The 23,866-nt window shown below is 43.2% G+C and carries 19 protein-coding genes and 5 tRNA genes; 15 read left to right on the top strand and 9 right to left on the bottom strand.

Going from position 1 to position 23,866, the window contains the following annotated elements; all coding sequences use genetic code 11:
• Nucleotides 1–59: 59 nt before the first annotated feature.
• The gene (locus Q7657_RS08990; protein ID WP_053987374.1) at nucleotides 60–467 is read right to left on the bottom strand and encodes a c-type cytochrome; all 408 of its coding nucleotides are present in this window, start codon (nucleotides 465–467) and stop codon (nucleotides 60–62) included.
• A 279-nt stretch (nucleotides 468–746) separates the two neighbouring features.
• On the opposite strand from Q7657_RS08990, the gene Q7657_RS08995 reads away from it, so the two are divergent.
• From Q7657_RS08995 to Q7657_RS09035, 9 genes are all read left to right on the top strand, one after another.
• Nucleotides 747–823, top strand: a tRNA-Arg gene (locus Q7657_RS08995).
• A gap of 42 nt (nucleotides 824–865) precedes the next feature.
• Nucleotides 866–941 (top strand) — tRNA-His (locus Q7657_RS09000).
• A gap of 73 nt (nucleotides 942–1,014) precedes the next feature.
• Nucleotides 1,015–1,091: transfer RNA gene (locus Q7657_RS09005), tRNA-Pro, on the top strand.
• A gap of 9 nt (nucleotides 1,092–1,100) precedes the next feature.
• Nucleotides 1,101–1,176: transfer RNA gene (locus Q7657_RS09010), tRNA-His, on the top strand.
• A 53-nt stretch (nucleotides 1,177–1,229) separates the two neighbouring features.
• Nucleotides 1,230–1,306 (top strand) — tRNA-Pro (locus tag Q7657_RS09015).
• Between the two features lie 848 nt (nucleotides 1,307–2,154).
• Nucleotides 2,155–3,873, top strand: coding sequence for a dipeptide ABC transporter ATP-binding protein (locus Q7657_RS09020; protein WP_053987525.1), 1,719 nt, complete (start codon nucleotides 2,155–2,157; stop codon nucleotides 3,871–3,873).
• A 54-nt stretch (nucleotides 3,874–3,927) separates the two neighbouring features.
• Nucleotides 3,928–5,487, top strand: a complete 1,560-nt coding sequence (locus Q7657_RS09025; protein WP_107166772.1) for an ABC transporter substrate-binding protein — start codon at nucleotides 3,928–3,930, stop codon at nucleotides 5,485–5,487.
• A 75-nt stretch (nucleotides 5,488–5,562) separates the two neighbouring features.
• Nucleotides 5,563–6,540 (top strand): ABC transporter permease, encoded by a 978-nt coding sequence (locus Q7657_RS09030; protein WP_042117391.1) that lies wholly within the window; start codon nucleotides 5,563–5,565, stop codon nucleotides 6,538–6,540.
• A 3-nt stretch (nucleotides 6,541–6,543) separates the two neighbouring features.
• Entirely contained in the window at nucleotides 6,544–7,482 is a 939-nt protein-coding gene (locus Q7657_RS09035) for an ABC transporter permease (RefSeq protein WP_008988274.1), read from the top strand.
• 60 nt (nucleotides 7,483–7,542) lie between these two features.
• Here the strand turns inward: Q7657_RS09035 and Q7657_RS09040 are convergent, their stop codons facing one another.
• Together Q7657_RS09040 and Q7657_RS09045 are read right to left on the bottom strand one after the other, a co-directional pair.
• A complete protein-coding gene (locus Q7657_RS09040) occupies nucleotides 7,543–8,931 on the bottom strand; it encodes a hypothetical protein (RefSeq protein WP_107166771.1) in 1,389 nt (462 codons plus the stop codon).
• A 275-nt stretch (nucleotides 8,932–9,206) separates the two neighbouring features.
• Complete coding sequence (locus tag Q7657_RS09045) at nucleotides 9,207–10,577, bottom strand: YjiH family protein (protein ID WP_498827383.1); 1,371 nt, start codon at nucleotides 10,575–10,577, stop codon at nucleotides 9,207–9,209.
• A gap of 458 nt (nucleotides 10,578–11,035) precedes the next feature.
• On the opposite strand from Q7657_RS09045, the gene Q7657_RS09050 reads away from it, so the two are divergent.
• Nucleotides 11,036–11,623: a hypothetical protein gene (locus Q7657_RS09050; RefSeq protein ID WP_107166769.1), complete on the top strand. Its 588-nt coding sequence runs from the start codon at nucleotides 11,036–11,038 to the stop codon at nucleotides 11,621–11,623.
• A 73-nt stretch (nucleotides 11,624–11,696) separates the two neighbouring features.
• On the opposite strand, the gene Q7657_RS09055 is transcribed toward Q7657_RS09050, so the two are convergent.
• Nucleotides 11,697–12,362: an oligogalacturonate-specific porin KdgM family protein gene (locus tag Q7657_RS09055; protein WP_008988269.1), complete on the bottom strand. Its 666-nt coding sequence runs from the start codon at nucleotides 12,360–12,362 to the stop codon at nucleotides 11,697–11,699.
• Nucleotides 12,363–12,861: 499 nt separating this feature from the next.
• Between Q7657_RS09055 and Q7657_RS09060 the strand changes: the two genes are divergently transcribed.
• Complete coding sequence (locus tag Q7657_RS09060) at nucleotides 12,862–13,212, top strand: hypothetical protein (protein ID WP_053987379.1); 351 nt, start codon at nucleotides 12,862–12,864, stop codon at nucleotides 13,210–13,212.
• A 133-nt stretch (nucleotides 13,213–13,345) separates the two neighbouring features.
• On the opposite strand, the gene Q7657_RS09065 is transcribed toward Q7657_RS09060, so the two are convergent.
• From Q7657_RS09065 to Q7657_RS09075, 3 genes are all read right to left on the bottom strand, one after another.
• A complete protein-coding gene (locus Q7657_RS09065) occupies nucleotides 13,346–13,687 on the bottom strand; it encodes a hypothetical protein (RefSeq protein WP_498827384.1) in 342 nt (113 codons plus the stop codon).
• Between the two features lie 36 nt (nucleotides 13,688–13,723).
• Complete coding sequence (gene gorA / locus Q7657_RS09070; RefSeq protein WP_008988267.1) at nucleotides 13,724–15,079, bottom strand: glutathione-disulfide reductase; 1,356 nt, start codon at nucleotides 15,077–15,079, stop codon at nucleotides 13,724–13,726.
• A 196-nt stretch (nucleotides 15,080–15,275) separates the two neighbouring features.
• Complete coding sequence (locus Q7657_RS09075) at nucleotides 15,276–16,115, bottom strand: 23S rRNA (adenine(2030)-N(6))-methyltransferase RlmJ (protein ID WP_107166767.1); 840 nt, start codon at nucleotides 16,113–16,115, stop codon at nucleotides 15,276–15,278.
• A 216-nt stretch (nucleotides 16,116–16,331) separates the two neighbouring features.
• On the opposite strand from Q7657_RS09075, the gene prlC reads away from it, so the two are divergent.
• Both prlC and Q7657_RS09085 read left to right on the top strand, forming a co-directional pair.
• Nucleotides 16,332–18,374, top strand: coding sequence for an oligopeptidase A (gene prlC, locus Q7657_RS09080; protein WP_107166766.1), 2,043 nt, complete (start codon nucleotides 16,332–16,334; stop codon nucleotides 18,372–18,374).
• A 69-nt stretch (nucleotides 18,375–18,443) separates the two neighbouring features.
• Nucleotides 18,444–19,043: a type II secretion system protein gene (locus Q7657_RS09085; protein WP_107166765.1), complete on the top strand. Its 600-nt coding sequence runs from the start codon at nucleotides 18,444–18,446 to the stop codon at nucleotides 19,041–19,043.
• 74 nt (nucleotides 19,044–19,117) lie between these two features.
• Here the strand turns inward: Q7657_RS09085 and gppA are convergent, their stop codons facing one another.
• Together gppA and rhlB are read right to left on the bottom strand one after the other, a co-directional pair.
• Nucleotides 19,118–20,608, bottom strand: a complete 1,491-nt coding sequence (gene gppA / locus Q7657_RS09090) for a guanosine-5'-triphosphate,3'-diphosphate diphosphatase (protein ID WP_107166782.1) — start codon at nucleotides 20,606–20,608, stop codon at nucleotides 19,118–19,120.
• Between the two features lie 21 nt (nucleotides 20,609–20,629).
• Nucleotides 20,630–21,940 (bottom strand): ATP-dependent RNA helicase RhlB, encoded by a 1,311-nt coding sequence (gene rhlB / locus Q7657_RS09095; protein ID WP_107166764.1) that lies wholly within the window; start codon nucleotides 21,938–21,940, stop codon nucleotides 20,630–20,632.
• Between the two features lie 113 nt (nucleotides 21,941–22,053).
• Here rhlB and trxA point away from each other — a divergent pair, with 113 nt between their 5' ends.
• Both trxA and rho read left to right on the top strand, forming a co-directional pair.
• Nucleotides 22,054–22,380, top strand: coding sequence for a thioredoxin TrxA (trxA, locus tag Q7657_RS09100; RefSeq protein WP_008988261.1), 327 nt, complete (start codon nucleotides 22,054–22,056; stop codon nucleotides 22,378–22,380).
• A 198-nt stretch (nucleotides 22,381–22,578) separates the two neighbouring features.
• Nucleotides 22,579–23,844, top strand: coding sequence for a transcription termination factor Rho (gene rho, locus Q7657_RS09105; RefSeq protein ID WP_008988260.1), 1,266 nt, complete (start codon nucleotides 22,579–22,581; stop codon nucleotides 23,842–23,844).
• The last annotated feature ends 22 nt before the right edge of the window (nucleotides 23,845–23,866 follow it).

The raw sequence follows: 23,866 nt of genomic DNA on the forward strand, positions 1-23,866 counted from the left end.
TAGAAGAGGGAGTATCAATGATGCTCCCTCTTCTTTATATAATGTTTGGAGGTGTTGTTTTATAGACCTGCAATCATGTGATCAATAGCAGCAACGATCTCTTCATCGCTACAGTCCATACAAGAGCCTTTCGCTGGCATAGCGTTAAAACCATTAATCGCATGATCAGCTAACACGTCTTTACCTTTAGCTAGACGCTCTGTCCAATCACCAGCAACACCTTTTTTCGGTGCGCCCATCACACCAGAGGTATGACATGCTGTACAAAAGGTGTTGTAAACAGCATCACCGCTACGAGGACCCGCCGCGACTTCAACTGCTGGGGCTTCGCCTTCAAGGTATAAAGCGCCAACCGGTTTGATACGCTCAGCAATTGCTTCATCAGACATGTCTGTGGCTACTGCAGTACCAGCAACGGCGAATGCAGCTACAGCAGCGAATAAATAGTGTCGAAAAGAAAAATCCATGGTGCTCACCTTATACTTCCAAATTGTATTTTTAGTTGCTGTTATCTTCACTCGTGGCTAATGTTGAAATAGTACGGCGAATGTTTTTAAAATGATCAAATTGTTATTTCTTGGTTAGTATATCGAGTTGTGACATAGGATCAAACTAGTGAGCTGTATTTGTATGATACGAATCAATAGTTATTTGGACATAAAATCAGCGAGTAAAATAAAAATGAAAAAAAACACTTGCCGAGAGGCGCTCTGATCCGTAATATTCACCCCCGTCGATAGGGCAAGGCGCCCGTAGCTCAGCTGGATAGAGCGTTGGCCTCCGGAGCCAAAGGCCGAAGGTTCGAATCCTTTCGGGCGCACCATTACCAAATGGTCGTATTGGCGGAAGGTAGTAAAAAACAATGGTGGCTATAGCTCAGTTGGTAGAGTCCCGGATTGTGATTCCGGTTGTCGCGAGTTCAAGTCTCGTTAGCCACCCCATATTATAGAGAGTTGATGTTATCAGCTTTCTGGCTTTAAAAGCCCGCTTGTTTACAAGCACACAGAATTAAGTCGGTGAATAGCGCAGTTTGGTAGCGCATCTGGTTTGGGACCAGAGGGTCGGGGGTTCGAATCCCTCTTCACCGACCACTTACAATGGTGGCTATAGCTCAGTTGGTAGAGTCCCGGATTGTGATTCCGGTTGTCGCGAGTTCAAGCCTCGTTAGCCACCCCATTATTTAGGTTATCTTATTAAGAGACCTTGGCATTAAAAGCCTAAAACATTGTCGGTGAATAGCGCAGTTTGGTAGCGCATCTGGTTTGGGACCAGAGGGTCGGGGGTTCGAATCCCTCTTCACCGACCACCATTAAGAAAACCGTATCGAAAGATACGGTTTTTTTTCGCCTGTAGAAAAGTACATGCAGATCAGGCTTATTGTGCATAGCTCAGAGGGTCGGGGGTTCCCAGCTATTAGAATCTCGCTCTTCGCCGACGACTATTAAGAACCGTATCGAAAGATACGGTTTTTTTTCGTCTGTAGAAAACCTTGCCATCTTAATCCTTCTTTAGAACTTTTTGGTATTCCTTTTAGTAATGAAAATGGCTGTGTATTAAATACGTGTTTTACCTTTATTCTGCTATCTCATTGCTTTTTTATATCACTAATAAGTAGATATTTTCTTTATCCTCTACCGCTACTTGTTTAGCTCTATTTATCTTTTGCGCTTCCTGTCGCTGTTAAATTTTTTTACTTCTTCTTAGTGTTACATTTTGCATCTTATCGCTATGTATAGTTTTAAAAACTGCTCTATTGATTATTTATTGGTTTTTTAGGTTAAAAATTAAAGTTTAATTAGATTATGTTGTATTTATGTAAAATAACAAAGATGAGTTAAGTGATATTTTATTCATTTATATATTTTATTTTGTTTAATGAAACTTATGTTTATTACTAAATATTATTGAATTTACTTATTAAAAAGACTGTTAGTGTAGCTTTTTATTGATAGTGGGATGTTATTTTTGATCTAAATCAAAATGAATAGTTATTCGATTAATTGGGTTGGTTATAGTTTTTTACTTTGCTATGTTGCTTTTGTGTAAAATTTTTGACAGATTGATAGGCGAGCATGCTGATAGCTGATTATGCTGGCATGGAAAGGATTCAAGTTTTTATATTGGCAGGAGCCTGCCAAGCAATTGGGGTCGGTCATGGCTTTACTAGAAGTAAAAAACCTTCGGATAGAATATCCATCCCGTCACGGTATACATGCTGCGGTTAAATCACTGTCGTTCTCTATTGAGCGTGGTGAGATTGTGGGTGTGGTGGGTGAATCTGGTGCAGGTAAGTCGACGGTAGGTAATGCCGTTATTGATCTGCTAAGTCCTCCAGGGCAAATCGCCAGTGGTGATGTGTATCTTGATGGAACCAAAATTTCTGGGCTAACGCCGGAGCAAATGCGTCAGGTACGTGGTGCCAAAATTGGATTTATTTTCCAAGATCCAATGACGTCGCTAAACCCACTCTTTACGGTGGAACAACAGCTTACAGAAACTATCGTAACCAACTTAAAAGTTACTCAGCAAGAAGCGTACAAGCGTGCGTTAACCTTGATGGAGCAGGTAGGTATCCCACAACCTGAGCTGCGTATTAAACAGTATCCACATCAATTTTCTGGTGGTATGCGCCAACGTGTGGTGATTGCGATTGCACTTGCTGGAGAGCCGGATCTCATCATTGCCGATGAGCCAACCACGGCACTGGATGTGTCGATTCAAGATCAGATCTTAACCCTTATCCGTGATTTATGTGTGCAGAAGAACGTCGGCTGTATGTTGGTGACGCACGATATGGGCGTGGTGTCGAATGTGACTGATCGTGTAGCGGTGATGTATCGCGGCGATCTGGTGGAGTTTGGTACAACCGAGCAAGTACTTCACCGTCCAGAGCATCCATATACTCAAAGTTTGATCTCAGCAGTGCCGCGCTCTGATATCAAATTAAAGCGTTTTCCACTTGTTAGTTACATCGAAAAAGCAGAAGAAACACCACCGCTGGATGTGAAAAATCACTGGTTAGGTCAACGCCAAGAGCAACGTGATTATTCAGGTGCGTTGTTAAATGTAGAAAACGTAAGCCTGCGTTTTATCACTAAAGATTCACTGTTTGAAAGCCGTCGTGAATATGTGCAAGCCAACAATGATGTGAGCTTTCAAGTTTTTGAAGGGGAAACTTTTGGTCTGGTAGGTGAATCCGGTTCAGGTAAATCGACCATTGCCCGCGTGATCGCAGGTTTATATCCACCGAATGAAGGCAAAGTGACATTTGAAGGCATTGATTTAACGTCGCTGAAGAGTGAGTCCGAGCGTCGTCCGTTGCGTCGTCAAATGCAGATGGTATTCCAAAATCCGTATACGTCGATGAACCCAAGGATGCGTATTTTCGACATCATTGCTGAGCCTATTCGTTTCCACAAACTGACCGAGAACGAAGCGCAGACACGCCAAATCGTACATGACTTATTGGATCATGTCGGCTTAGGACGTGCCGCTGGGGTGAAGTATCCACACGAGTTTTCAGGCGGTCAGCGTCAACGTATTTCCATTGCTCGCGCGTTGGCTACACGTCCTCGTCTGCTGATTTGTGATGAGCCAACTTCTGCACTCGATGTATCAGTACAGGCTCAGATCCTGAACTTGTTAAAAGATCTGCAAGATGAGCTCAACCTTACCATGTTGTTTATTAGCCACGATTTGCCAGTGATCCGCCAGATGTGTGATCGCATTGGGGTGATGCAAAAGGGCACCTTGTTAGAAGTGGCGCCAACCGAGCAGTTATTTACCTCGCCACAACATGCGTACAGCCAACACTTAATTTCACTAATGCCTGAGTTTAAGGGAATTAGTCAAAATGGATTAAAAAGCGCTTAATCCGTCTTCACAAACAACTCGCGGGAGAGGTCCCGTGCATAAAGGAGTTATGCAATGAAAACCATCAAGAGTAAATTAGCCGTAGCATTAATGGCCGCGGGTTTAAGTTTTAGTGCAACAGCGGCTGAGATCAAATTAGGTTATGCATCAGATCCTGTTTCACTTGACCCTCATGAGCAACTATCAGGCGGTACGCTACAGCTTTCTCATATGGTCTTCGATCCTCTTGTGCGTTTTACACAAGACATGGAATTTGAGCCACGCCTAGCACAAAGCTGGGAGCGTCTTGATGATCACACCTTCCGTTTCAAATTGCGCCAAGGGGTGAAATTCCATTCTGGTAATCCTCTCACTGCCGACGATGTGGTGTGGACGTTTAATCGTCTGCAAGACTCTGCTGACTTTAAAAAGATCTTCGACCCGTATGCGGAAATGAAGAAAGTGGACGACTACACGGTTGATCTGATCTCAAAAGGGACTTATCCACTGGTGCTGCAAACTGCGACTTACATTTTCCCTATGGACAGCAAATTCTACAGCGGTAAAACAGCAGACGGTAAAGATAAGGCAGAAATTGCGAAACACGGTAACTCATTTGCATCGACCAACCTTTCTGGTACTGGTCCGTTTATCGTCACCGAGCGTGAGCAAGGGGTAAAGGTTGAGTTTACTCGTAACGCTGATTACTGGGACAAAGCATCAAAAGGTAACGTTGATAAGTTAACACTGCTGCCAATTAAAGAAGATGCGACACGTCTAGCTGCCTTGCTATCAGGCGGTGTCGATATGATTGACCATGTCGCACCAAATGATCACAACCGTTTGAAAGAAGCCGATGGTGTTGAGCTGGTGACGCAACCGGGTACCCGTATCATTACCTTCCAAATGAACCAAAACAGCAATGAGGCACTGAAAGATGTACGCGTGCGCCAAGCGATTGTTCATGCAATTAATAACGAAGGTATCGTGAAGAAAATCATGAAAGGTTTTGCAACCACTGCGGGTCAACAAAGCCCTGCGGGTTACCAAGGTCATGATGAAAGCCTAGTGCCACGTTATGACGTGAAGAAAGCGAAAGCCTTAATGAAAGAAGCGGGTTATGCCGATGGCTTTACCCTAACCATGCTAGCGCCAAACAACCGTTATGTGAACGATGCCAAAGTGGCACAAGCTGTAGCGGCAATGCTATCGAAGATCGGTATTAAGGTTGATCTTAAGACCATGCCAAAAGCGCAATACTGGCCTGAGTTTGATAAGTGTGCGGCAGATATGCTGATGATTGGTTGGCACGCTGATACCGAAGATTCTGCCAACATGACTGAGTTCTTAACCATGACGCGTAACGAAGAAACGGGTCAAGGCCAGTACAACTGTGGTTTTTACTCAAACCCAGAAGTCGATAAGTTAGTGGAGGCAGCGAACGTAGAAACGGATCCTGCGAAACGTAAAGCAATGCTACAAAAAGTGGAAGCGACGCTTTATAACGAAGCAGCATTTGTTCCGCTACATTGGCAGAGTCTGTCATGGGGTGCACGTTCCAACGTTCACGCTGCTGATATTGTAAACCCAATGGAAATGCCTTACTTCGGCGATCTTGTGGTTGATGAGAAGTAAGTAAAATAGCAATGAAAGCAACAGTGCCGGAGCTTGCTCCGGCACTTTTTCAGGAAGAAAGAGAAGGGGTAGGGAATGTTTACGTTTCTGGTCAAGCGCCTGTATCAGGCACTGATAGTGATGTTTGTGATCAGTTTGGTGGCATTTGCCATCCAAGATAACCTTGGCGACCCATTACGTGAGTTGGTGGGGCAATCTGTATCAGAAGCTGAACGACAACAATTACGTGATGATTTAGGACTTAACGATCCGTTTATCACCAAATATAGCCGATTTTTATCTAACGCTGTGCAAGGCGACTTAGGTACGTCTTACACATTTAAAAAGCCCGCCACTGAGGTGATTTTAGACAAACTGGTGGCAACGCTTGAGCTGGTATTTGGCGCCACTATGATCATTATTGTGGTCTCAATTCCGCTTGGGGTTTATTCCGCCATCCATCCTAATAGTGTGTTCACTAAAGCCATTATGGCGTTCAGTAGTATCGGTATATCTATTCCTGTTTTCCTCACCGCGATCATGCTGATGTACATCTTCTCTATTGAGCTGGGCTGGTTACCGTCGTTTGGGCGTGGTGAAACTGCCAATTACTTCGGTTGGGATTCAGGTTATTTCACTGTTGATGGTTTGAAACACTTAGTTCTGCCATGTGTGGCGTTAGCGTCTATTATGCTGCCGCTATTTATTCGTTTAGTGCGTTCAGAAATGCTGGAAGTATTGAGCTCTGAATACATCAAGTTTGCCAAAGCCAAAGGCTTACCGATGAAAAAGGTTTACTACCAACACGCATTGAAGAACACCATGCTGCCTGTACTAACGGTTGGCGGGGTGCAGATCGGTACCATGATTGCCTATACCATTTTGACCGAAAGTGTTTTCCAATGGCCGGGGACTGGACTGCTATTTTTAGATGCGATTAACCGTGTCGATACCCCATTAATTACGGCTTACGTGATTTTTGTAGGACTGATTTTCGTTGTAACTAATACCATTGTTGATTTGCTCTATGGATTGGTTAACCCGACTGTAAACCTGACTGGCAAGGGAGAGTAAATCATGAGTAATACACTAGCTGCGCCAAGCCGTTGGGAGCGCTTTAAAAACTCGGATTTTCTGTATTATTTTAAGAAAGACAAGGTAGCGATGGTTTGTTTCGCGGTCTTTCTAAGTTTTGCTACGGCGGCATTATTTGCGCCATTTATTGCACCGACTAACCCTTATGATCTGTCATCTATCGACATTATGGATTCAGAATTGCCGCCTTCTTGGATGGAAGACGGTGATGAAAACTTCCTGCTCGGTACTGACGATCAAGGGCGTGATATTTTCTCCACTATTCTTTACGGCGCTCGCTTATCATTAACCATTGGTTTGCTGGCAGTTGCACTGCAGATGACGTTAGGTATCGTGATTGGTTTGACGGCTGGTTACTTCGGTGGACGCGTTGATAGCTTCTTAATGCGTGTGGCTGATGTGCAGTTATCGTTCTCAACCATGATGGTGGCGATCATTGTTTCTGCGATTTTCAGAACGGCGCTAGGAGCTGAAACCTATGCTCAATATGCTGTGATCATGCTGGTGGTGATCATTGGTATTGCTGAGTGGCCACAGTATGCGCGTACCGTACGTGCATCAGTACTGGCTGAGAAGAAGAAAGAGTATGTTGAAGCGGCAAAAGTCATGGGCTTTAGAGCGCCACGTATTATGTTCCGTCATATTCTGCCAAACTGTTTATCACCTATTCTCGTTATTTCAACGGTGCAGGTGGCGAATGCCATTATGTCAGAAGCGGCACTGTCATTCTTAGGTTTAGGTTTACCAGTAGATCAGCCATCACTGGGCTCGCTTATCAGCATTGGCTTTAAATACATTTTCTCAGGCCAATGGTGGATCACCGCATTCCCTGGCATTGTGCTGGTGGTATTGGTGCTGGTGATTAACTTATTAGGTGATTGGCTACGTGATGTGTTTAACCCGAAAATCTATAAAGGTTAATAGCTGATATAGAGAGTAAAAAGGCGACCGATGGTCGCCTTTTTTGATTTTCTATTGCTGTTAGTTGCTTGATGCTTTCCACTTTGTAAGTAGATCTTTTGCTAGTGCTTCGTTAGCGACAAACATACCAAACATGTTTTTAACTGTGCTGTCTTCTGTGATCAGTAAGTTGCGATCTTTAGCGATAATCTTAAAGTTCATATCGTTGTCGCCTTCAGGGAAGTCGATAAATAGATTTTCACCTTGGATTGCCCAGCTAAGCTCCATTGATTCACCAGCTTCTTCAATCGTCACTTTATCAGCATTAAAGTGCATTTTTGCCATCATTGGATCTGGATTATAGCTTGTTGAATCGTCAGCAATGTAGAAGAACGTCTTATTGGCAAATGTTTCAGCGTAAACGGCTTCTTTATCGCGCAGATCTTTCTTACTCCACAGGATTAAATCACCGTCATTTTGTGGTACGGCTAATGATACGTCATGAGTCATGTAGATGAAGGTATCTGCTTCACCATCAGAGACAATAGCATCACCATTGATAGTAAATTCACCTGTCGATGTTTCATTTGTATTGTAGCGTGTCATTTCTAGTGTGTTAGCAAAAATAACTTTTGCGTAATCAATACCTTCTTCGGTAGCGTATGCTTTATTTAAGCTTACTGCCCACATTTCTTCGCCAACAGCAAAGTAACTTGCCGTGGTGTAAATTTCTTTACTTACCGCTTGGCCTTTTTCATCAAACTCAATGTTGATGTTGTTCAGATCTTCTTTGTTATTAATTTTATCATCTAAGATCTTGCTGATGTCTGCAGTTGTTTTAACGAGTTTATCAGCATTGATAGCAGCGATGGTGGTTGGGAGTGTTGTTGTAATTGAACGTGCGATCGCATGCACTTTTTGTGCATTTTCGTCATTTTCTTTTTGTGCAACATAATCACCAGCAATGGTGTTGAGTGGCAGATTTAGCTCGCTAGCCAGTGCTTCTAATGTGATGTTTTTTGTGTGTGCCATTGTAGTAAAAGGCGTTACAGAAATCGTTTTATTTTCAGCGTTATCGCTTGCAGAAACGATGTATTGGAAGTCGTTGCCTAACTTACCACTCTTATCTGAGTCACTTGTAACCGATGCTTTTGCAGATACGATGATGTTGAATTTAGCGTCTGCTTTGCTAATTTTTGCTTCACCGTTTTTGTCTGTTTTAACCGTTAACTTTTCATCTGTATCACAAGCATTATTGTTGTTGCGATCAATACAAATTTCAGCATTTGCTAGGTAACCGTCGATAGCTTTGATGGTGATTGCGCTATTATCCGGTGTAGGAGTACCCGTCTCTGGAGATGGTTTTTCAATTTCTGGTTGTGTAGTTGTCGAAGATGAATCGTCGTTACAGCCAGTAAGAGTTAGCGTAGCAAGAAGGGATGCTGCAACAAGAGACAGTTTAAATTGCATTTTTTAATATCCTTAAACAATATGCATATTAAGTTTGTGCCTAATCACACCTATAAAAAACAAGTGGTTAGGTGGTGTTTGGCGGCATATTATCGAGAGGAAAGATAAAAGCAATTGCAATAATCTGCTTATACTTTGGGTGAATATTAAATTTTATAAAATGTGATAGTGCTAACGAAAATCAGCTATACGGTATAATTCAAAAGTTTGATCTTTATTCAATATTTAGACGAAAAAAAGGCGACCATTGGTCGCCTTTTTGTTTGTACCTTTGCTTAAAACAGTAGGTGTGCCATGCCTGCAATCACAGGTAAAGTCACCAGTGTACGTAGGATGAAAATTACAAATAGCTCCCACGCTTTAACAGGTACTTTACTACCGATAAGCAGTGCACCAATTTCAGACATGTAAATAAGCTGAGTGACTGACATTGCTGCGATGATGAAACGGGTCATGTCACTTTCAATGGTTGATGCCAAAATAGATGGCAAGAACATATCTGCAAAACCAACCACAATCGTCTTTGACGCTGCTTCCGCTTCAGGAATGTGCAGCAATTCTAAGAACGGAATAAATGGCATGCCAAGGTAATCAAACAGTGGTGTGTTCTCTGCAATTACCAGCGCAATAGTACCAATTGCCATGACAACAGGTAGTACACCAAACACCATGTCGACTGCGTTTTTCACGCCATCTAACGCAATCGCAGGAATGCTTTTCACTTCAGCAGCTTTCTTCAGTGCTTGTTCTAAACCGTAAGAAATAACGTTGTGACCTTGCGGTACGCTTTCATCGTGTTTGCTCTCTTTTGTGCCATCAATGTAGATATCTTTCTTACGTGATAACGGCGGCAGACGAGGCACAATAACAGCTGCGACTAAACCTGCTAAACACACCGTTAAGTAGAACGGTACAAACATGTGTTCTAGGTTAACTTGCGCAATCACAACCAAGCTAAATGTGATAGAGACAGCTGAGAAAGTAGTACCAATGATCGCTGCTTCACGTTGAGTGTACATACCTGATTCGTACTGTTTACTGGTCAGTAGTACACCTACCGAGCCATCACCTAACCATGATGCAATACAGTTAACTGATGAGCGCCCTGGAAGACCAAAAATAGGGCGCATGATGCGAGTAAACAGAGTGCCGAAAAATTCCAGCAAACCAAAATTCAGCAGTAGTGGCAGCAGTAAGCCTGCAAAAATAAAGACGGAGAACAGAACAGGTAGCAGATCGTTTAATACCAAACCACCGGTAGCGTCAGTGCGGAACATCTCAGGGCCGACATTAAAGTAAGCCATTACAGCAAAAATAGCACCAAGCTGTTGCACGATAAACCACATTGGTGATGGGTTGAGTAAGCCATTTAAAAAACCGTTACGAGTAATAAAACCTGGCTTAAACACTTTAGTGATGATCGACATAATCGCAGTAAAGCTGATCACGCCCGTCACAATAGATGTCAGTGAATTTTCGAACTGAGCTTGAATGGTTTTCGCTAAAACAGCGATAGGGATTGTAATGTCACCATTGAAATTAATCGGTGCCATAAATAGGAACACACCAATTAAGGATGGGATCAGGAACATAAGCCAATTGTTAATTGGGCTTTTTGGTGGTGGTGCTGCTGCTTGTTCTTGCATCTCGATTTACAACCTACTGATAGAAACTGCCGAATAAATGGGGGAATCCCATAGGTATGATAAGAATAACTATTCACTAGTTTTTCATATTTAAGGAGAGAGAGATTACATTTTTTGATCTAAACATGGAATAGATAGCTAGTAAAAAATGGTTACTTATGTAGATATTTTTTGTTTTTATTCGTTATCGAGTGTTAATAAATAGATTTACTGTCGGTTAAGGTTATAAATATCATAGTGTTACTCCATTTTTTGTTATAGCTAGTGGTTGCGTTTTTATTCTCACTATTTTTTAACGCGCTTTCATATCTGCAATATTATTACCAATAAGTAATAGTGTTTTTGTTTTTAATGCCATTATATTTCTATTTGTAATGGTTATAATGAATTCATTACATGACATGTTGTATTTTCCGCCTAAGCTGAATTATGACTTTATCGAACTATTGAGGTTTGCCATGACAGAACAACATCATAATCATTTTCACGTTGGTCAAATTATTGAAAACCACCCATTTGCAGCGGGAGATGGTGCTGTTCTGGAAATGTTCCGCAATGATATGACGAACGTTGTATTCATCGGTTTAGAAAACATCACTGAAGATGAGCAACAATTACTATCTCAATCAGGTGCTGAGTTTGGTGTATTAAGTACTGAAAATGGCGGCTGTTTAGTAGTACTGAAATTAGGTGAGCTTGCTTTTGATATTCAGTTTAATGCAGCCGTGATCCCTGATGAATTTTTTGCGCAACCTGCAGAAGATACAACAACACTGACATTAAATATGATGGCGGTAGATACTCGCAGTAATGAAATGAAAGTGATCCGTGAGTTTTCATTACCAGCTGAGATCAGCCAAAAAATGATTGCAGTTGTTAGCAAGCAGCGTGAAATTAACGATGCGATGGCAGTAAATGCAGAGAATATGCACTTACTTAATACCATCAGCACTGAAGAGTTGCTAAAACAAATTACCTTAACGCAGATCCAAAGTGTCGTCGCACCAAGTTGTAGCTGTGGTCACGATCATCACCACCATCACTAAGCTTTGAAAGATTTTAAAAACACCGCCTTTGTGCGGTGTTTTTTTTCGTCTGAATAAAACGATGTCGTTATGATCAGAAAACGTAAGATGCACCGAAGACAAAAGCATTATTAGTATTATCGGTACCATTTCCTTGATTGCGATACTCAAAGTAAGGCTGAACACCTAGACGAGTCCAAGTGGCACGAAGCTCGTGATCCATTGAGTTATCAGCATCCCCATCATTTCGTACATAGACATTGTTATAACTCAGTGCGAGCTGTTCTGTTGCACTATAGCTAATGCGGTTATCAAAACGAATTTGATCTTCACCGTCTTTCACAAAGTGATAGCGCGTTCGGTTACTGATTGAAATGCCATTATCGAAGTTATAACCAATTTTCACTAAAGGGCGCTCCTGTACCGTTTCACCGTTATTGATTAAATGGTGATAACCAATCGCCACCCATAGATGATCATTAAACGCGTAGCTTTGCTCAATGCCTAATGTGATGTAAGGGGAATAACCTTCACGCGCGTCTTGAATCGTATCGTCGTCGTATTTACCTAAAGAGATGCCATCAAACTCAGTCAAAATGGTGGTGCCTGTATCAAAGGTATGTCCAGCCTCAAGGGTAGATGTAGCATTAGGTTGTGCATCGGTATGGAACTGCACATTACCTGTGACATAGGAAGAGCCGGCAAATGCACTTGATGCGAATACGATAGGTAGGATGCTTAGAGTTAGAATCTTTTTCATGCTTAATTTCCTTTGTTAAATAAAGCGCACTATGCGTTCAGGCTGGGGCTGATTTGTGGCTTAAAAATTAAATTGTTTAGGCTTGTAATCATCTTGCGAGAATTATTTGGCTTAGAAAATCGCAGTGAAAAAGAGTGAGATCTTGAGCAAAAATAAAGCAGATAAAAGAACTTAAATGTTTTTAATCAGTTGGTTATAAAAAGTAAAAAAAGCTAATAGATGTAAAAAGGTGACGTTGATCACCTTTATTGATGAGAAATCACCTATAAAAAGTATGGAGATCACGCTAGTTTTAGCTTTTAGTTAATTTTAGGGGTGAAATAAGTGATCTGACTCACGAATAAATAGCACTATATTCACTTGTTTTATGTGTATGACGGCTAGCGAATAATTGTGATCTCATTCGATAAACAAGAAAACAATGTTTTTTATTTGTTTTCTTTCGTGCTGACTTACTATAAAAATAAACTCAAGAGTTTACTTTTTGTTGAGGTTTACCATGAAAAAAGCGGTTGTTGGCGTGTTACTGGGGTTAATGGCGATGACATCTCTTCCTGCACAAGCAGATAAGTGGGGAGATTGGGGTGAATGGGGCGCTCGACAAAAAGGACGCGTTGAACGTGCAGCTATTTGCGGTCGCGATGGTTATATCTTTAGAGTAAGAGATGCTTTCTATGTGGCGAAGTACCAATCAGGTAAACGCTTTGCGGTAGGCGTTCCTGTAAAGGCACGATTTGGTCGTAATAAATGGGTCAAAATCGAAGGGATCAAAAATGATGGTCACTACATTCTAAAAGGAAAGTACTACAGCATTGCCAATGCAAAGGCACAAGCCTGTAATTTATGGTAAGTCTCGCCACTTAGCCTACAGATATTGAAAGTGGTATAGAGACAATCAATCTAGCTATTGCAAAAAGGGCTTTGAACAACTGCTGTTCAAAGCCCTTTTCTAAATTCATTTCTTCAGTAAGAAGTGTAATGTCTTACTTGTTGTTGCCGCTTTTGTATAGAGAAGAAAAAGCTGGAGTGTATAGAGCAACAATTTTATTTACGATGCGAGTCATGGAATTACCTATAAAGTTTAAGCTGTTTTTTACTGTACAACCTTCGCCCAACCCTGAGATATATAGGCATTCGGTCGTGTTTCGATGCGCGCCATTATAGGTATTTTTATTAGCGTGAAAAATGAAAAAAACTAGTGTTTTGATATTAGTTTTTCTAATGATTTGGCGGTGTATGTTGATAAGTAAAAATACGCTTTTAAGCTGAGCTATTCCGGTATCGTTGATAAAAGTAAGACCATAAAAAAAGGCGATGTATTTCACTACATCGCCTTATCTATATTAGGTTCGTTTTAATGCTTAGCGCATGGTAACGAATTCCTCTGAGCCTGTTGGGTGAATAGCCACAACGCTATCAAAATCAGCTTTCGTTGCGCCCATCTTCATCGCGACACCAAAGCCTTGGATCATTTCGTCAACCGCGAAACCAATACCGTGTAGACCGACTACTTTCTCGTCATCGCCGGCACAGATCAGCTTCATCTTACATGGTTGACGGTGCGCAGTAACCGCTGTGTACATTGCTGTGAAGCCTGACTTGTACACTTTCACGTTTTCTTCGCCGTATTGCTCAATCGCTTCCGCTTCAGTAAGACCGATAGTACCGATTGGTGGGTGACTAAATACCACTGTTGGAACTAATTTGTAGTCCATCTTCGCATCAGGTTTGTTGTTAAATAGACGCTCAGAAAGCTGGCGACCTGCTTTAACAGCAACAGGTGTTAGCTCGATACCACCTTCCATGATATCGCCGACACAGTAGATACCAGGAACGTTAGTTTGTTGGTATTCATCGACTTTGATGAAACCACGGTTATTGGTTTCCACACCCGCAGCGGCTAGGTTAATAGCATCAGTGGTTGGCTCACGACCGATAGCCCAGATCAGTACGTCAGTGTTGTGTGATTCACCGTTTTCAAAGTACAGCGTGATTGAGCCGTCTTTTTCTTTCACTACTTCTTTTGGCACAGAGTGCGTATGTAGTGATGGACCTTCAGCTGCCATCACTTCAACTAGCGTATCTACAATCATTGGATCGAAGCTACGTAATGGTGATTCTTTACGTACGAACAGATGAGTATCTGTACCTAGTGCATTTAATACACCTGCGATTTCAACTGCGATATAACCTGCACCAATGATAGCGGCACGTTTTGGTTGTTCTTTTAGTTCAAAGAAACCGTTAGAGTCGATACCGTAGTGTGCGCCTTGGATGGCAGGAATGGATGGACGACCACCAACAGCAATAAGAATGTGATCAGCCGTGTAGTGCTCACCGTTAACTTCTACTGTTTTCTCGTCAACGAAATGGGCAAAACCGTTGATCACTTCAACTTTGTTATTGCCTAGTACGTTGTCGTAAGAAGTGTGGATACGGCTGATGTATGCTTCACGGCTTTCAACCAATTTGCTCCAGTCAAACCCTTTCACATCGACATTGAAGCCGTAATCTTTTGCGTAAAGGTGCATAGCTTCAGCGATTTGAGCGCCGTGCCACATGACTTTTTTAGGCACACAACCCACGTTTACACATGTACCGCCCAGTGCTTTTGCTTCGATAAGCGCTACTTTCGCACCATACATTGCAGCACGGTTTGCCGATGCAATACCGCCGCTACCACCGCCGATACAGATGTAATCAAAATGCTTTGCCATGACTTTACTCCGTTAATTCTTTTTGATGTTCAATACGAGCTATTGACCTAGTGTAATAAAGATTGGGGTGTCTGACGAGGTTTTAAAATCGAAAAATACGATTGATTTGCTATAAATTCATCGAGAATTGGGATTGTGGCACGAATTATTTGATACAGGCGGAGGGCTCCGCCTATATTTTGCTGGGGTGAACGGCTTACTCTGGCACAATCCATTCAACGGTGTGATGACCATGATTGGGTGCAATCGCTTGTTGTAACCAAGGCAGAATTTCACGCATTTGGCTTTCCAGCTTCCATGGTGGGTTGATCACAATCATGCCTGATGCTGTCATGCCACGCTCTTCACTATCAGGTTCGACACCTAATTCGATTTGCAGGATTTTACGGATCTCTAGATCTTTTAAACCTTGGAGCATCTTATCGATGGTCTCGCGATAAACCACAGGGTACCAAATCGCATAGGTACCCGTTGCCCAACGCTGGTGGCTTTGCTTGATCGCTTTTACTACATCTTGGTATTCGTGCTTTAGCTCGTAAGGGGGATCAATAAGTACCACACCACGACGCTCTTTTGGCGGCAAGCTGGCTTTTAGGCGAGCAAACGCATCTTCTTTGTAGATTTTTACTTGGCGATCGCCACGGAACTCTTGCAGTAACAGTGGGAAATCACTTGGGTGTAGCTCAGTTAACACCATGCGGTCTTGGTCGCGGATTTGCGCTCGTGCCACTTTTGGTGAACCTGGGTAGTAACGTAACTCTTCACCGTCGTTTAGGGCTTTGATTGCCTCAATGTAGCTAGCAATTTCTGCTGGCATATCATCACGAGACCAAATACGGGCGATACCTTGCTTAAACTCACCGGTTTTTTCGCTGCGCTCATCTTGTAGATCGTAACGACCAACACCAGAGTGGGTATCGTGATAGACGAAAGGTTTATCTTTTTGCTTGAGTGCATCCAGAATTAAGCTTTGAACAATGTGTTTAACCACATCGGCATGGTTGCCTGCGTGGAAGCTGTGACGATAACTCAGCATGAAATCAGTCTCTATCAGTATATAAAGGAAGGGTTATAGCGCCGTATTATCGTTAATTCTCAACTATTATCCAACTATGGTGCGACGCTTTCGGTTTTTCATTGGATGTGAAATGCCGTATTGCTAATAATTTTCACTCCGTAAATAGCGCTAAGGATTGAAATTTACCCATGGTGGGCGCATGTTAAGAATAAGATAAAAATAAAGGAAACGCTTATGTCCAACCCATTATTGACGATGACAGATTTGCCACCGTTTGCTCACATCAAACCTGAGCACATTAAACCTGCGGTAGAAAAAGCCATTGCAGATTGCCGTGAAAACGTTGAATCCGTATTGATGGAAATGGCAGAGCCGACGTGGGAAACCATTTGTGCGCCATTAGCTGAAACGGATGATCGCTTAAGTCGTATCTGGTCACCGGTTGGACACCTGAACGGGGTGAAAAACAGCCCTGAGCTGCGTGAAGCGTATGAAAGTTGCCTACCATTACTGTCTGATTACAGCACTTGGCTAGGTCAGCACAAAGGCTTATACGAAGCGTATAAAGCACTAAAAGCAAGCGACAAATTTGCTGAGCTTAGCAAAGCACAGCAAAAATCAATCAAAGATGCCTTAAAAGAATTTGAGCTATCAGGTATTGGTTTGCCAGCTCAAGAGCAAGCTCGCTACGGTGAGATCAGCAAGCGTTTATCTGAGCTATCTTCTAAGTTCAGCAACAATGTACTTGATGCCACCATGGCGTGGAGCAAAGTGATCACAGATGTTGAGCAGCTAAGCGGTCTACCTGAGTCAGTATTGCTCGCAGCAAAAGCTAACGCAGAAGCGAAAGGCGAAGAGGGCTATTTATTTACCCTAGATATGCCATCTTACCTGCCAGTTATGACCTACTGTGATAATCGTGAGCTACGTGCTGAAATGTATGAAGCGTTCGGTACCCGTGCATCAGATCGTGGTCCTAATGCTGGTGAGTTCGATAATACCGAAGTGATTGCTGAGAAGTTAAAACTAAGCCATGAGCTTGCACGTATGCTTGGTTTTAATAGCTACAGTGAAAAATCACTGGCAACAAAAATGGCGGAATCCACAGAGCAAGTACTTGGCTTTTTAAATGATTTAGCTGATCGCGCGAAACCACAAGGTGAGCGTGAAGTGGCTGAGCTTCGTGACTATGCTCGTAACGAGTTCGGTGTTGAAACATTAGAGCCGTGGGATTTTGCATACTACTCAGAGAAGTTAAAACAACACCGTTACAGCATTTCGGATGAAGAGCTTCGCCCATATTTTCCTGAGAAGAAAGTGGTAGCTGGTCTATTTGAAGTGCTTAAGCGTGTATTTGGTCTTGAGATCAAACAGCGTGATGGTGTGGAAGTGTGGCATGAGTCGGTGAAGTTTTACGATATCTTCGACAATAAAGGCACACTACGTGGCAGTTTCTACCTTGATCTCTACGCTCGTGAGCACAAGCGTGGCGGTGCATGGATGGATGAATGTGTGGTACGTCGTACACGTATTGACGGTAGCTTACAAACGCCAGTCGCTTACCTAACCTGTAACTTTAACCGTCCTGTGGGTGATAAGCCTGCGCTATTTACCCATAATGAGGTGGTAACCTTATTCCACGAAACAGGTCACGGTATCCACCACATGTTAACGCAAGTGGATGTTGCAGCCGTTTCGGGTATCAACGGTGTGCCATGGGATGCGGTAGAGCTACCAAGCCAGTTCTTAGAAAATTGGTGTTGGGAAGAGGAAGCGCTAGCGTTTATTTCTGGTCATTATGAAACAGGCGAGCCACTGCCAAAAGCAATGCTGGATAAGATGCTGGCGGCGAAGAACTTCCAATCAGCGATGTTTATTCTACGTCAGCTTGAGTTTGGTCTGTTCGATTTCACGCTATACACCGAATACGATCCAGAAGTGGGTGCACAGGTGTTAGATACCTTATTTAAAGTGAAATCTCGTGTATCTGTAGTACCAAGCCCAGAATGGGGACGCTTCCCACACAGCTTTAGTCATATTTTTGCTGGTGGCTACAGCGCAGGCTATTACAGCTACTTGTGGGCGGAATTATTGTCTTCTGATGCGTTCTCACGCTTTGAAGAGGAAGGAATTTTCAATCCGCTAACAGGACAAGACTTCTTAACTTGTATCCTTGAGCAAGGTGGTAGTGAAGAGCCAATGGCGCTATTCAAACGCTTCCGTGGTCGAGAGCCAGAGCTAGATGCAATGCTGCGTCATAGCGGTATTACAGGTTAATGTAACACGTGCAGTGAGTGACTGAGGATGGTCACTTGCTGCATGCAATTAGTGTAGAGAGCAGTATTCATGGATAGATACGGGGTGATAACTCGCCAGTCAAAAGGATTTAGCCTCATCGAATTGGTTATCGTGATTGTCATTTTAGGCATTCTCGCCGTCACTGCAGCCCCGCGATTTTTATCTATTTCATCAGATGCAACCAAAGCGTCGCTAAACGGCATTGCTGGTAGTTTGCGTACCGTGATTGATTTGGTGGAATACAAAGCCATTATGCAAGGCAAAGAGCACCAATACGGTGTAGAAGTCGATGTGGATGGTAATAAAATCTTTAGCTACTTTGGTGTGCCGCGTGCTAAGTGGACAGCAGGTGATGATCATGATGGATTGATGACGATCATGACGCAGGATTTTAAGTACTTAGGTACCGCAAAAGGTTCTAGTCAAGATAAGGTTGAGACAACACCTTGTACTGATGCTGAGTTCTGTGTGATTGATCAAATTCGCCCTGGTAAGGTGTTTCCTGAGACGGATGGCTGGTCGTTGGCAATCATACCGCAAGGTAAAACCCTGCAAGATAAGTGCTTTGCATATTATTCTGCCAAAATGGATGAAGGCACTCAGCAAGTGCTATCTAAGAAAATTTCTACTCAAGAAGATGGTTGTTAACGCTGATATTTTCTAACACTAATTGAGATAAAGAAAAGGCTCCTAACGGAGCCTTTTTTGATCGTATTTGATACTTAGTCTTGTGACGTTACTACCATTGGCCAACCCATGTCAGTTTGACGGGTCGCTTCTTGGTGCAGTTCACTGCGGGTCAGTGGGTTGTTGATCAACCATTTGGCAGGCAATAGCAGGGTGATTTTTTCCCCGTCAACTTGCAGGCTAAATGGCGGTAAACAGCAGGTATCACGACGATGACAAACAATCACCGCAATACGTAATAGACGCAGTAAACGGGCTGCACTTTGCGCTGATAACGCATGTTGTTCAGGTAAGCTGGTAAGCGGCCCTGTGTAACGACGCAAGATCTCAGCCAGCAAGTTACGCTGCGCACGGGTAAAACCAGGTAAATCAAGGTGCTTGATTAGATAAGCCGCATGCTCTGCGCTTTTCTTAAACTCAATGCTGGCGCCGATTTCGTGCAGTTTTACTGCCGCTTCCAAGATGTTTTGTGCTTGTGGTTCAAGTTGCCAATTAGGGCATTGGCTTAACATCGACATTGCCATGTCGTTGACAATATCGGCATGTTCGGTATCAATTTGGAAGCGTTGTTGGACACTCTCAATGGTACGGGTACAGACATCATGATGACGCATTTGATCCATCATTTCATACACCATACCTTCACGCAGTGCGCCACCGGCTAAGGTCATAGATTCGATTTTTAATGACTCAAATAGTGCGATTAAAATCGACAAACCACTAGGGAATACCAAGGCACGTTCAAGGGTGAGACCTTCAATATCAAGATCTTCTAGACGTTCATATTGCATCGCTTGACGTTGTAAACGCTTTAGCTTTTGCAGGGTGATAATTTCATCCATCCCTTGTGCAAGCATGATTTCTTGTAGTGCTTGAACGGTACCACTGGCACCCACACAGCTTTCCCAGCCCAGCGCAGTGTAACGGTTGATGATAGGTTCAATGGCTTCTTTTGCACCATTGATCGCTGCATCGAAGTTTGCAGAGGTCAAGCTGCGATCTTTAAAGTAGCGCTCCAGCCAAGTGACACAGCCAATTTTAAGGCTAGTAAGGGCACTTGAATCAAACCCTTCACCGATGATCACTTCGGTACTGGCGCCACCAATATCGACCACTAAGCGTTTATCACTACCACCAGAGGTATGCGCTACACCTTGATAGATAATGCGGGCTTCTTCTTCACCGGGAATAATGTTGACCGGATAACCAAGGATCGTTTTCGCCTTGGAAAGAAATTCTTCTGCGTTCACCGCTGTGCGTAGCGCAGCTGTACCGACGATACGGATATGATCTGCTTTGATATCTTGTAAGCGTTCGGCAAATAGCGCTAAGCAGTCTAGACCGCGCTGCATCGCTTCTTCACTGAGTACGTTCTGGCTGTTAAGACCGGCAGCTAAACGCACTTTACGTTTAATTTTTGCCAACGTCTGAACACTGCCATTCACTTCGCGCACGATCCACATGTGGAAACTGTTTGAGCCTAAATCGATAGCGGCATAAAGCGGTGATACTGAATTTCTTTCCATAGACATAGTTACTTCTAATTATTATGCAGGCTTATTGTTTTGGGGACGACGGCGATTATTACGCGAACGTTGTTGCCCCTGACCTTGGCCTTGGCGTTGAGTATTACGGCGACTACCTTGGCGCGGATTACGCTGTAAGCGGATCGGAGCTGGTAGATCTTCTAGCAATGCATCGGAATCATATTTTGATTGTGGAATACCGTGTTCGATGTAGGTTTCGATCGCCGGTAAGTTAATCGCATATTCTTCACAAGCAAAGCTGATAGAGTGACCGCTTGCGCCTGCACGACCAGTACGACCTATGCGGTGTACGTAATCTTCTGCATCGTCTGGCAGATCGTAGTTAAATACATGCGTTACTGCAGGAATATGTAGACCACGGGCTGCAACGTCAGTCGCCACTAAGATATCAATATCACCTTTTGTGAATTGATCAAGGATACGCTCACGTTTTTTCTGTGGTACATCGCCAGTCAAAAGACCAACACGGTGACCGTCAGCAGCAAGGTGACCCCAAATATCTTCACAGCGGTGCTTAGTGTTAGCGAAGATAATTGCACGTTCTGGCCATTCTTCTTCGATTAACGTTTGTAGCAAACGCATTTTTTCTTGGTTTGAAGGGTAGAACAGCTCTTCTTGAATGCGGTGACCTGTTTTTTGCTCAGGCTCAACAATCACGCTTTCAGGGCTATTCATGTGTTCAAACGCAAGCTCTTTCACTCGGTATGATAGAGTTGCTGAGAACAATAAGCTTAAACGCTCAGTTGGTGCTGGCATACGGCGGAACAAGAAGCGGATGTCTTTAATAAAGCCAAGATCGAACATGCGATCAGCTTCATCAAGCACAACAACTTGAATGCTATTTAGCTCAATAACGCGCTGTTTGTAGAAATCAATAATACGGCCACACGTACCGATCAAGATATCTACGCCTTCATCAAGGATCGCTTTTTGCTTCTCGTAAGGTTCGCCGCCGTAAGCAAGACCAGCCTTAAGACCTGTGCTCGCAATCAGAGAAGATGCGTCGTTATAAATTTGGATCGCCAATTCACGCGTTGGCGCCATGATAATGGCACGCGGTTGATTGGTTTTGCGATGCGCAGGCGCTGCAGTCTCCAGTAAGTGGTTAAAAGTAGCGGTTAGGAAGGCAATGGTTTTACCCGTACCTGTTTGAGCCTGTCCCGCAATGTCGTGGCCAGAGAGCATAACTGGCAATGCCAAGGCTTGGATCGGGGTACAATTATGGAACCCTTTATCTTCCAATCCTTTTAAAACTAGAGGGTTTAACCCTAGCTCGGCAAATTTCTGCTCTGTGATGTGAGTCGTCTTCATTGCTATAGAATATCAGCTTAGGGTTGCAATACGAAACGTATTCCATTCAAATAGGAGATCGATTTGCTGGTCAAAATAAGATCGGCTAACAAAATCAACTGTTGGAGTGGAAGATGAGCGACAAGATTGTGCAGCTTACAGATGCGAGTTTTGACACTGATGTTATCAATGCTGCTGGCCCTGTATTAGTCGATTTTTGGGCTGAATGGTGTGGTCCATGTAAAATGATTGCCCCGATTCTTGACGAAATCGCTGATGAATACGAAGGCAAACTGACTATCGGTAAATTAAATATCGATCAGAATGCGGGTACCCCACCAAAATTTGGTATTCGTGGTATCCCGACATTACTACTGTTCAAAGACGGTGGTGTAGCGGCAACGAAAGTTGGTGCATTGTCGAAAACTCAGCTTAAAGAATTCCTAGACGCGAACCTTTAAGTGCAATTATTACAAACCATGGACAATTTCTAAGTTGTGCATGGTTTGTCTAACGTCTATGCTAGACGGATAGAACGTTTAGTGTTACCTTAGCGCACAGAAATTACATTTTCGTTCATTTCTTGACCAAGCCCTAATGGTCATCTTTATCTCAACTAATATAGAACCCCGATTTTGACAGACAAGAAACCCACCACTATGAACCTTACAGAACTGAAGAGCCAACCGATTTCTAAGTTGGTTGCACTTGGCGAAAGTTTAGGATTAGAAAACCTTGCCCGCTTGAGAAAGCAAGACATCATCTTCTCCATCCTCAAGCAACATGCGAAAAGTGGTGAGGATATTTTTGGCGATGGTGTTCTAGAAATTTTACAAGATGGCTTCGGCTTCCTACGTAGCGCAGATAGTTCTTACCTTGCAGGCCCAGATGATATTTACGTATCTCCGAGTCAAATCCGTCGTTTTAACCTTCGTACTGGCGATACTATTGCCGGAAAAATCCGTCCACCGAAAGACGGCGAACGTTACTTCGCACTGCTGAAAGTTAACGAAGTAAACTACGACAAGCCAGACAACGCCCGCAACAAGATCCTATTTGAAAACCTTACACCGCTACATGCAAACTCTCGTATGCGTATGGAGCGTGGTAACGGCTCTACAGAAGACATCACCGCACGTGTTCTTGATTTAGCATCACCAATCGGTAAAGGCCAACGTGGTCTGATCGTTGCTCCGCCAAAAGCGGGTAAAACTATGCTACTTCAAAACATTGCGCAAAGTATTGCCCACAACCACCCTGAGTGTGAGTTGATGGTATTGCTTATCGACGAACGTCCTGAAGAAGTAACAGAGATGCAGCGCCTAGTTAAAGGTGAAGTGATTGCATCAACGTTCGATGAGCCAGCATCTCGTCACGTACAAGTGGCAGAAATGGTAATTGAAAAAGCAAAACGTCTGGTTGAGCACAAGAAAGATGTGGTTATCCTACTTGACTCAATTACACGTCTAGCACGTGCATACAACACCGTTATTCCTTCATCTGGTAAGGTACTAACCGGTGGTGTTGATGCTAATGCGCTACACCGTCCTAAGCGTTTCTTCGGTGCTGCACGTAACGTAGAAGAAGGCGGTAGCTTAACTATCATCGCAACAGCGCTAGTAGATACTGGCTCTAAGATGGATGAAGTTATCTACGAAGAATTCAAAGGTACAGGTAACATGGAACTTCACCTTTCTCGCAAGATCGCTGAGAAACGTGTATTCCCTGCTATCGATATCAACCGCTCTGGTACTCGTCGTGAAGAGCTATTGGCGAAAGCTGATGAGCTACAGAAGATGTGGATCCTACGTAAGATCGTTCACCCAATGAGCGAAACTGACAGCATGGAATTCTTAATTGATAAACTATCAATGACGAAGACTAACGATGAATTCTTTGATGCGATGCGTCGTCAGAAATCATAATTCGCTGTACTGAGTCACAGAT

This window comes from Candidatus Photobacterium acropomis (assembly GCF_030685555.1).
GTDB lineage: Bacteria > Pseudomonadota > Gammaproteobacteria > Enterobacterales > Vibrionaceae > Photobacterium > Photobacterium lucens.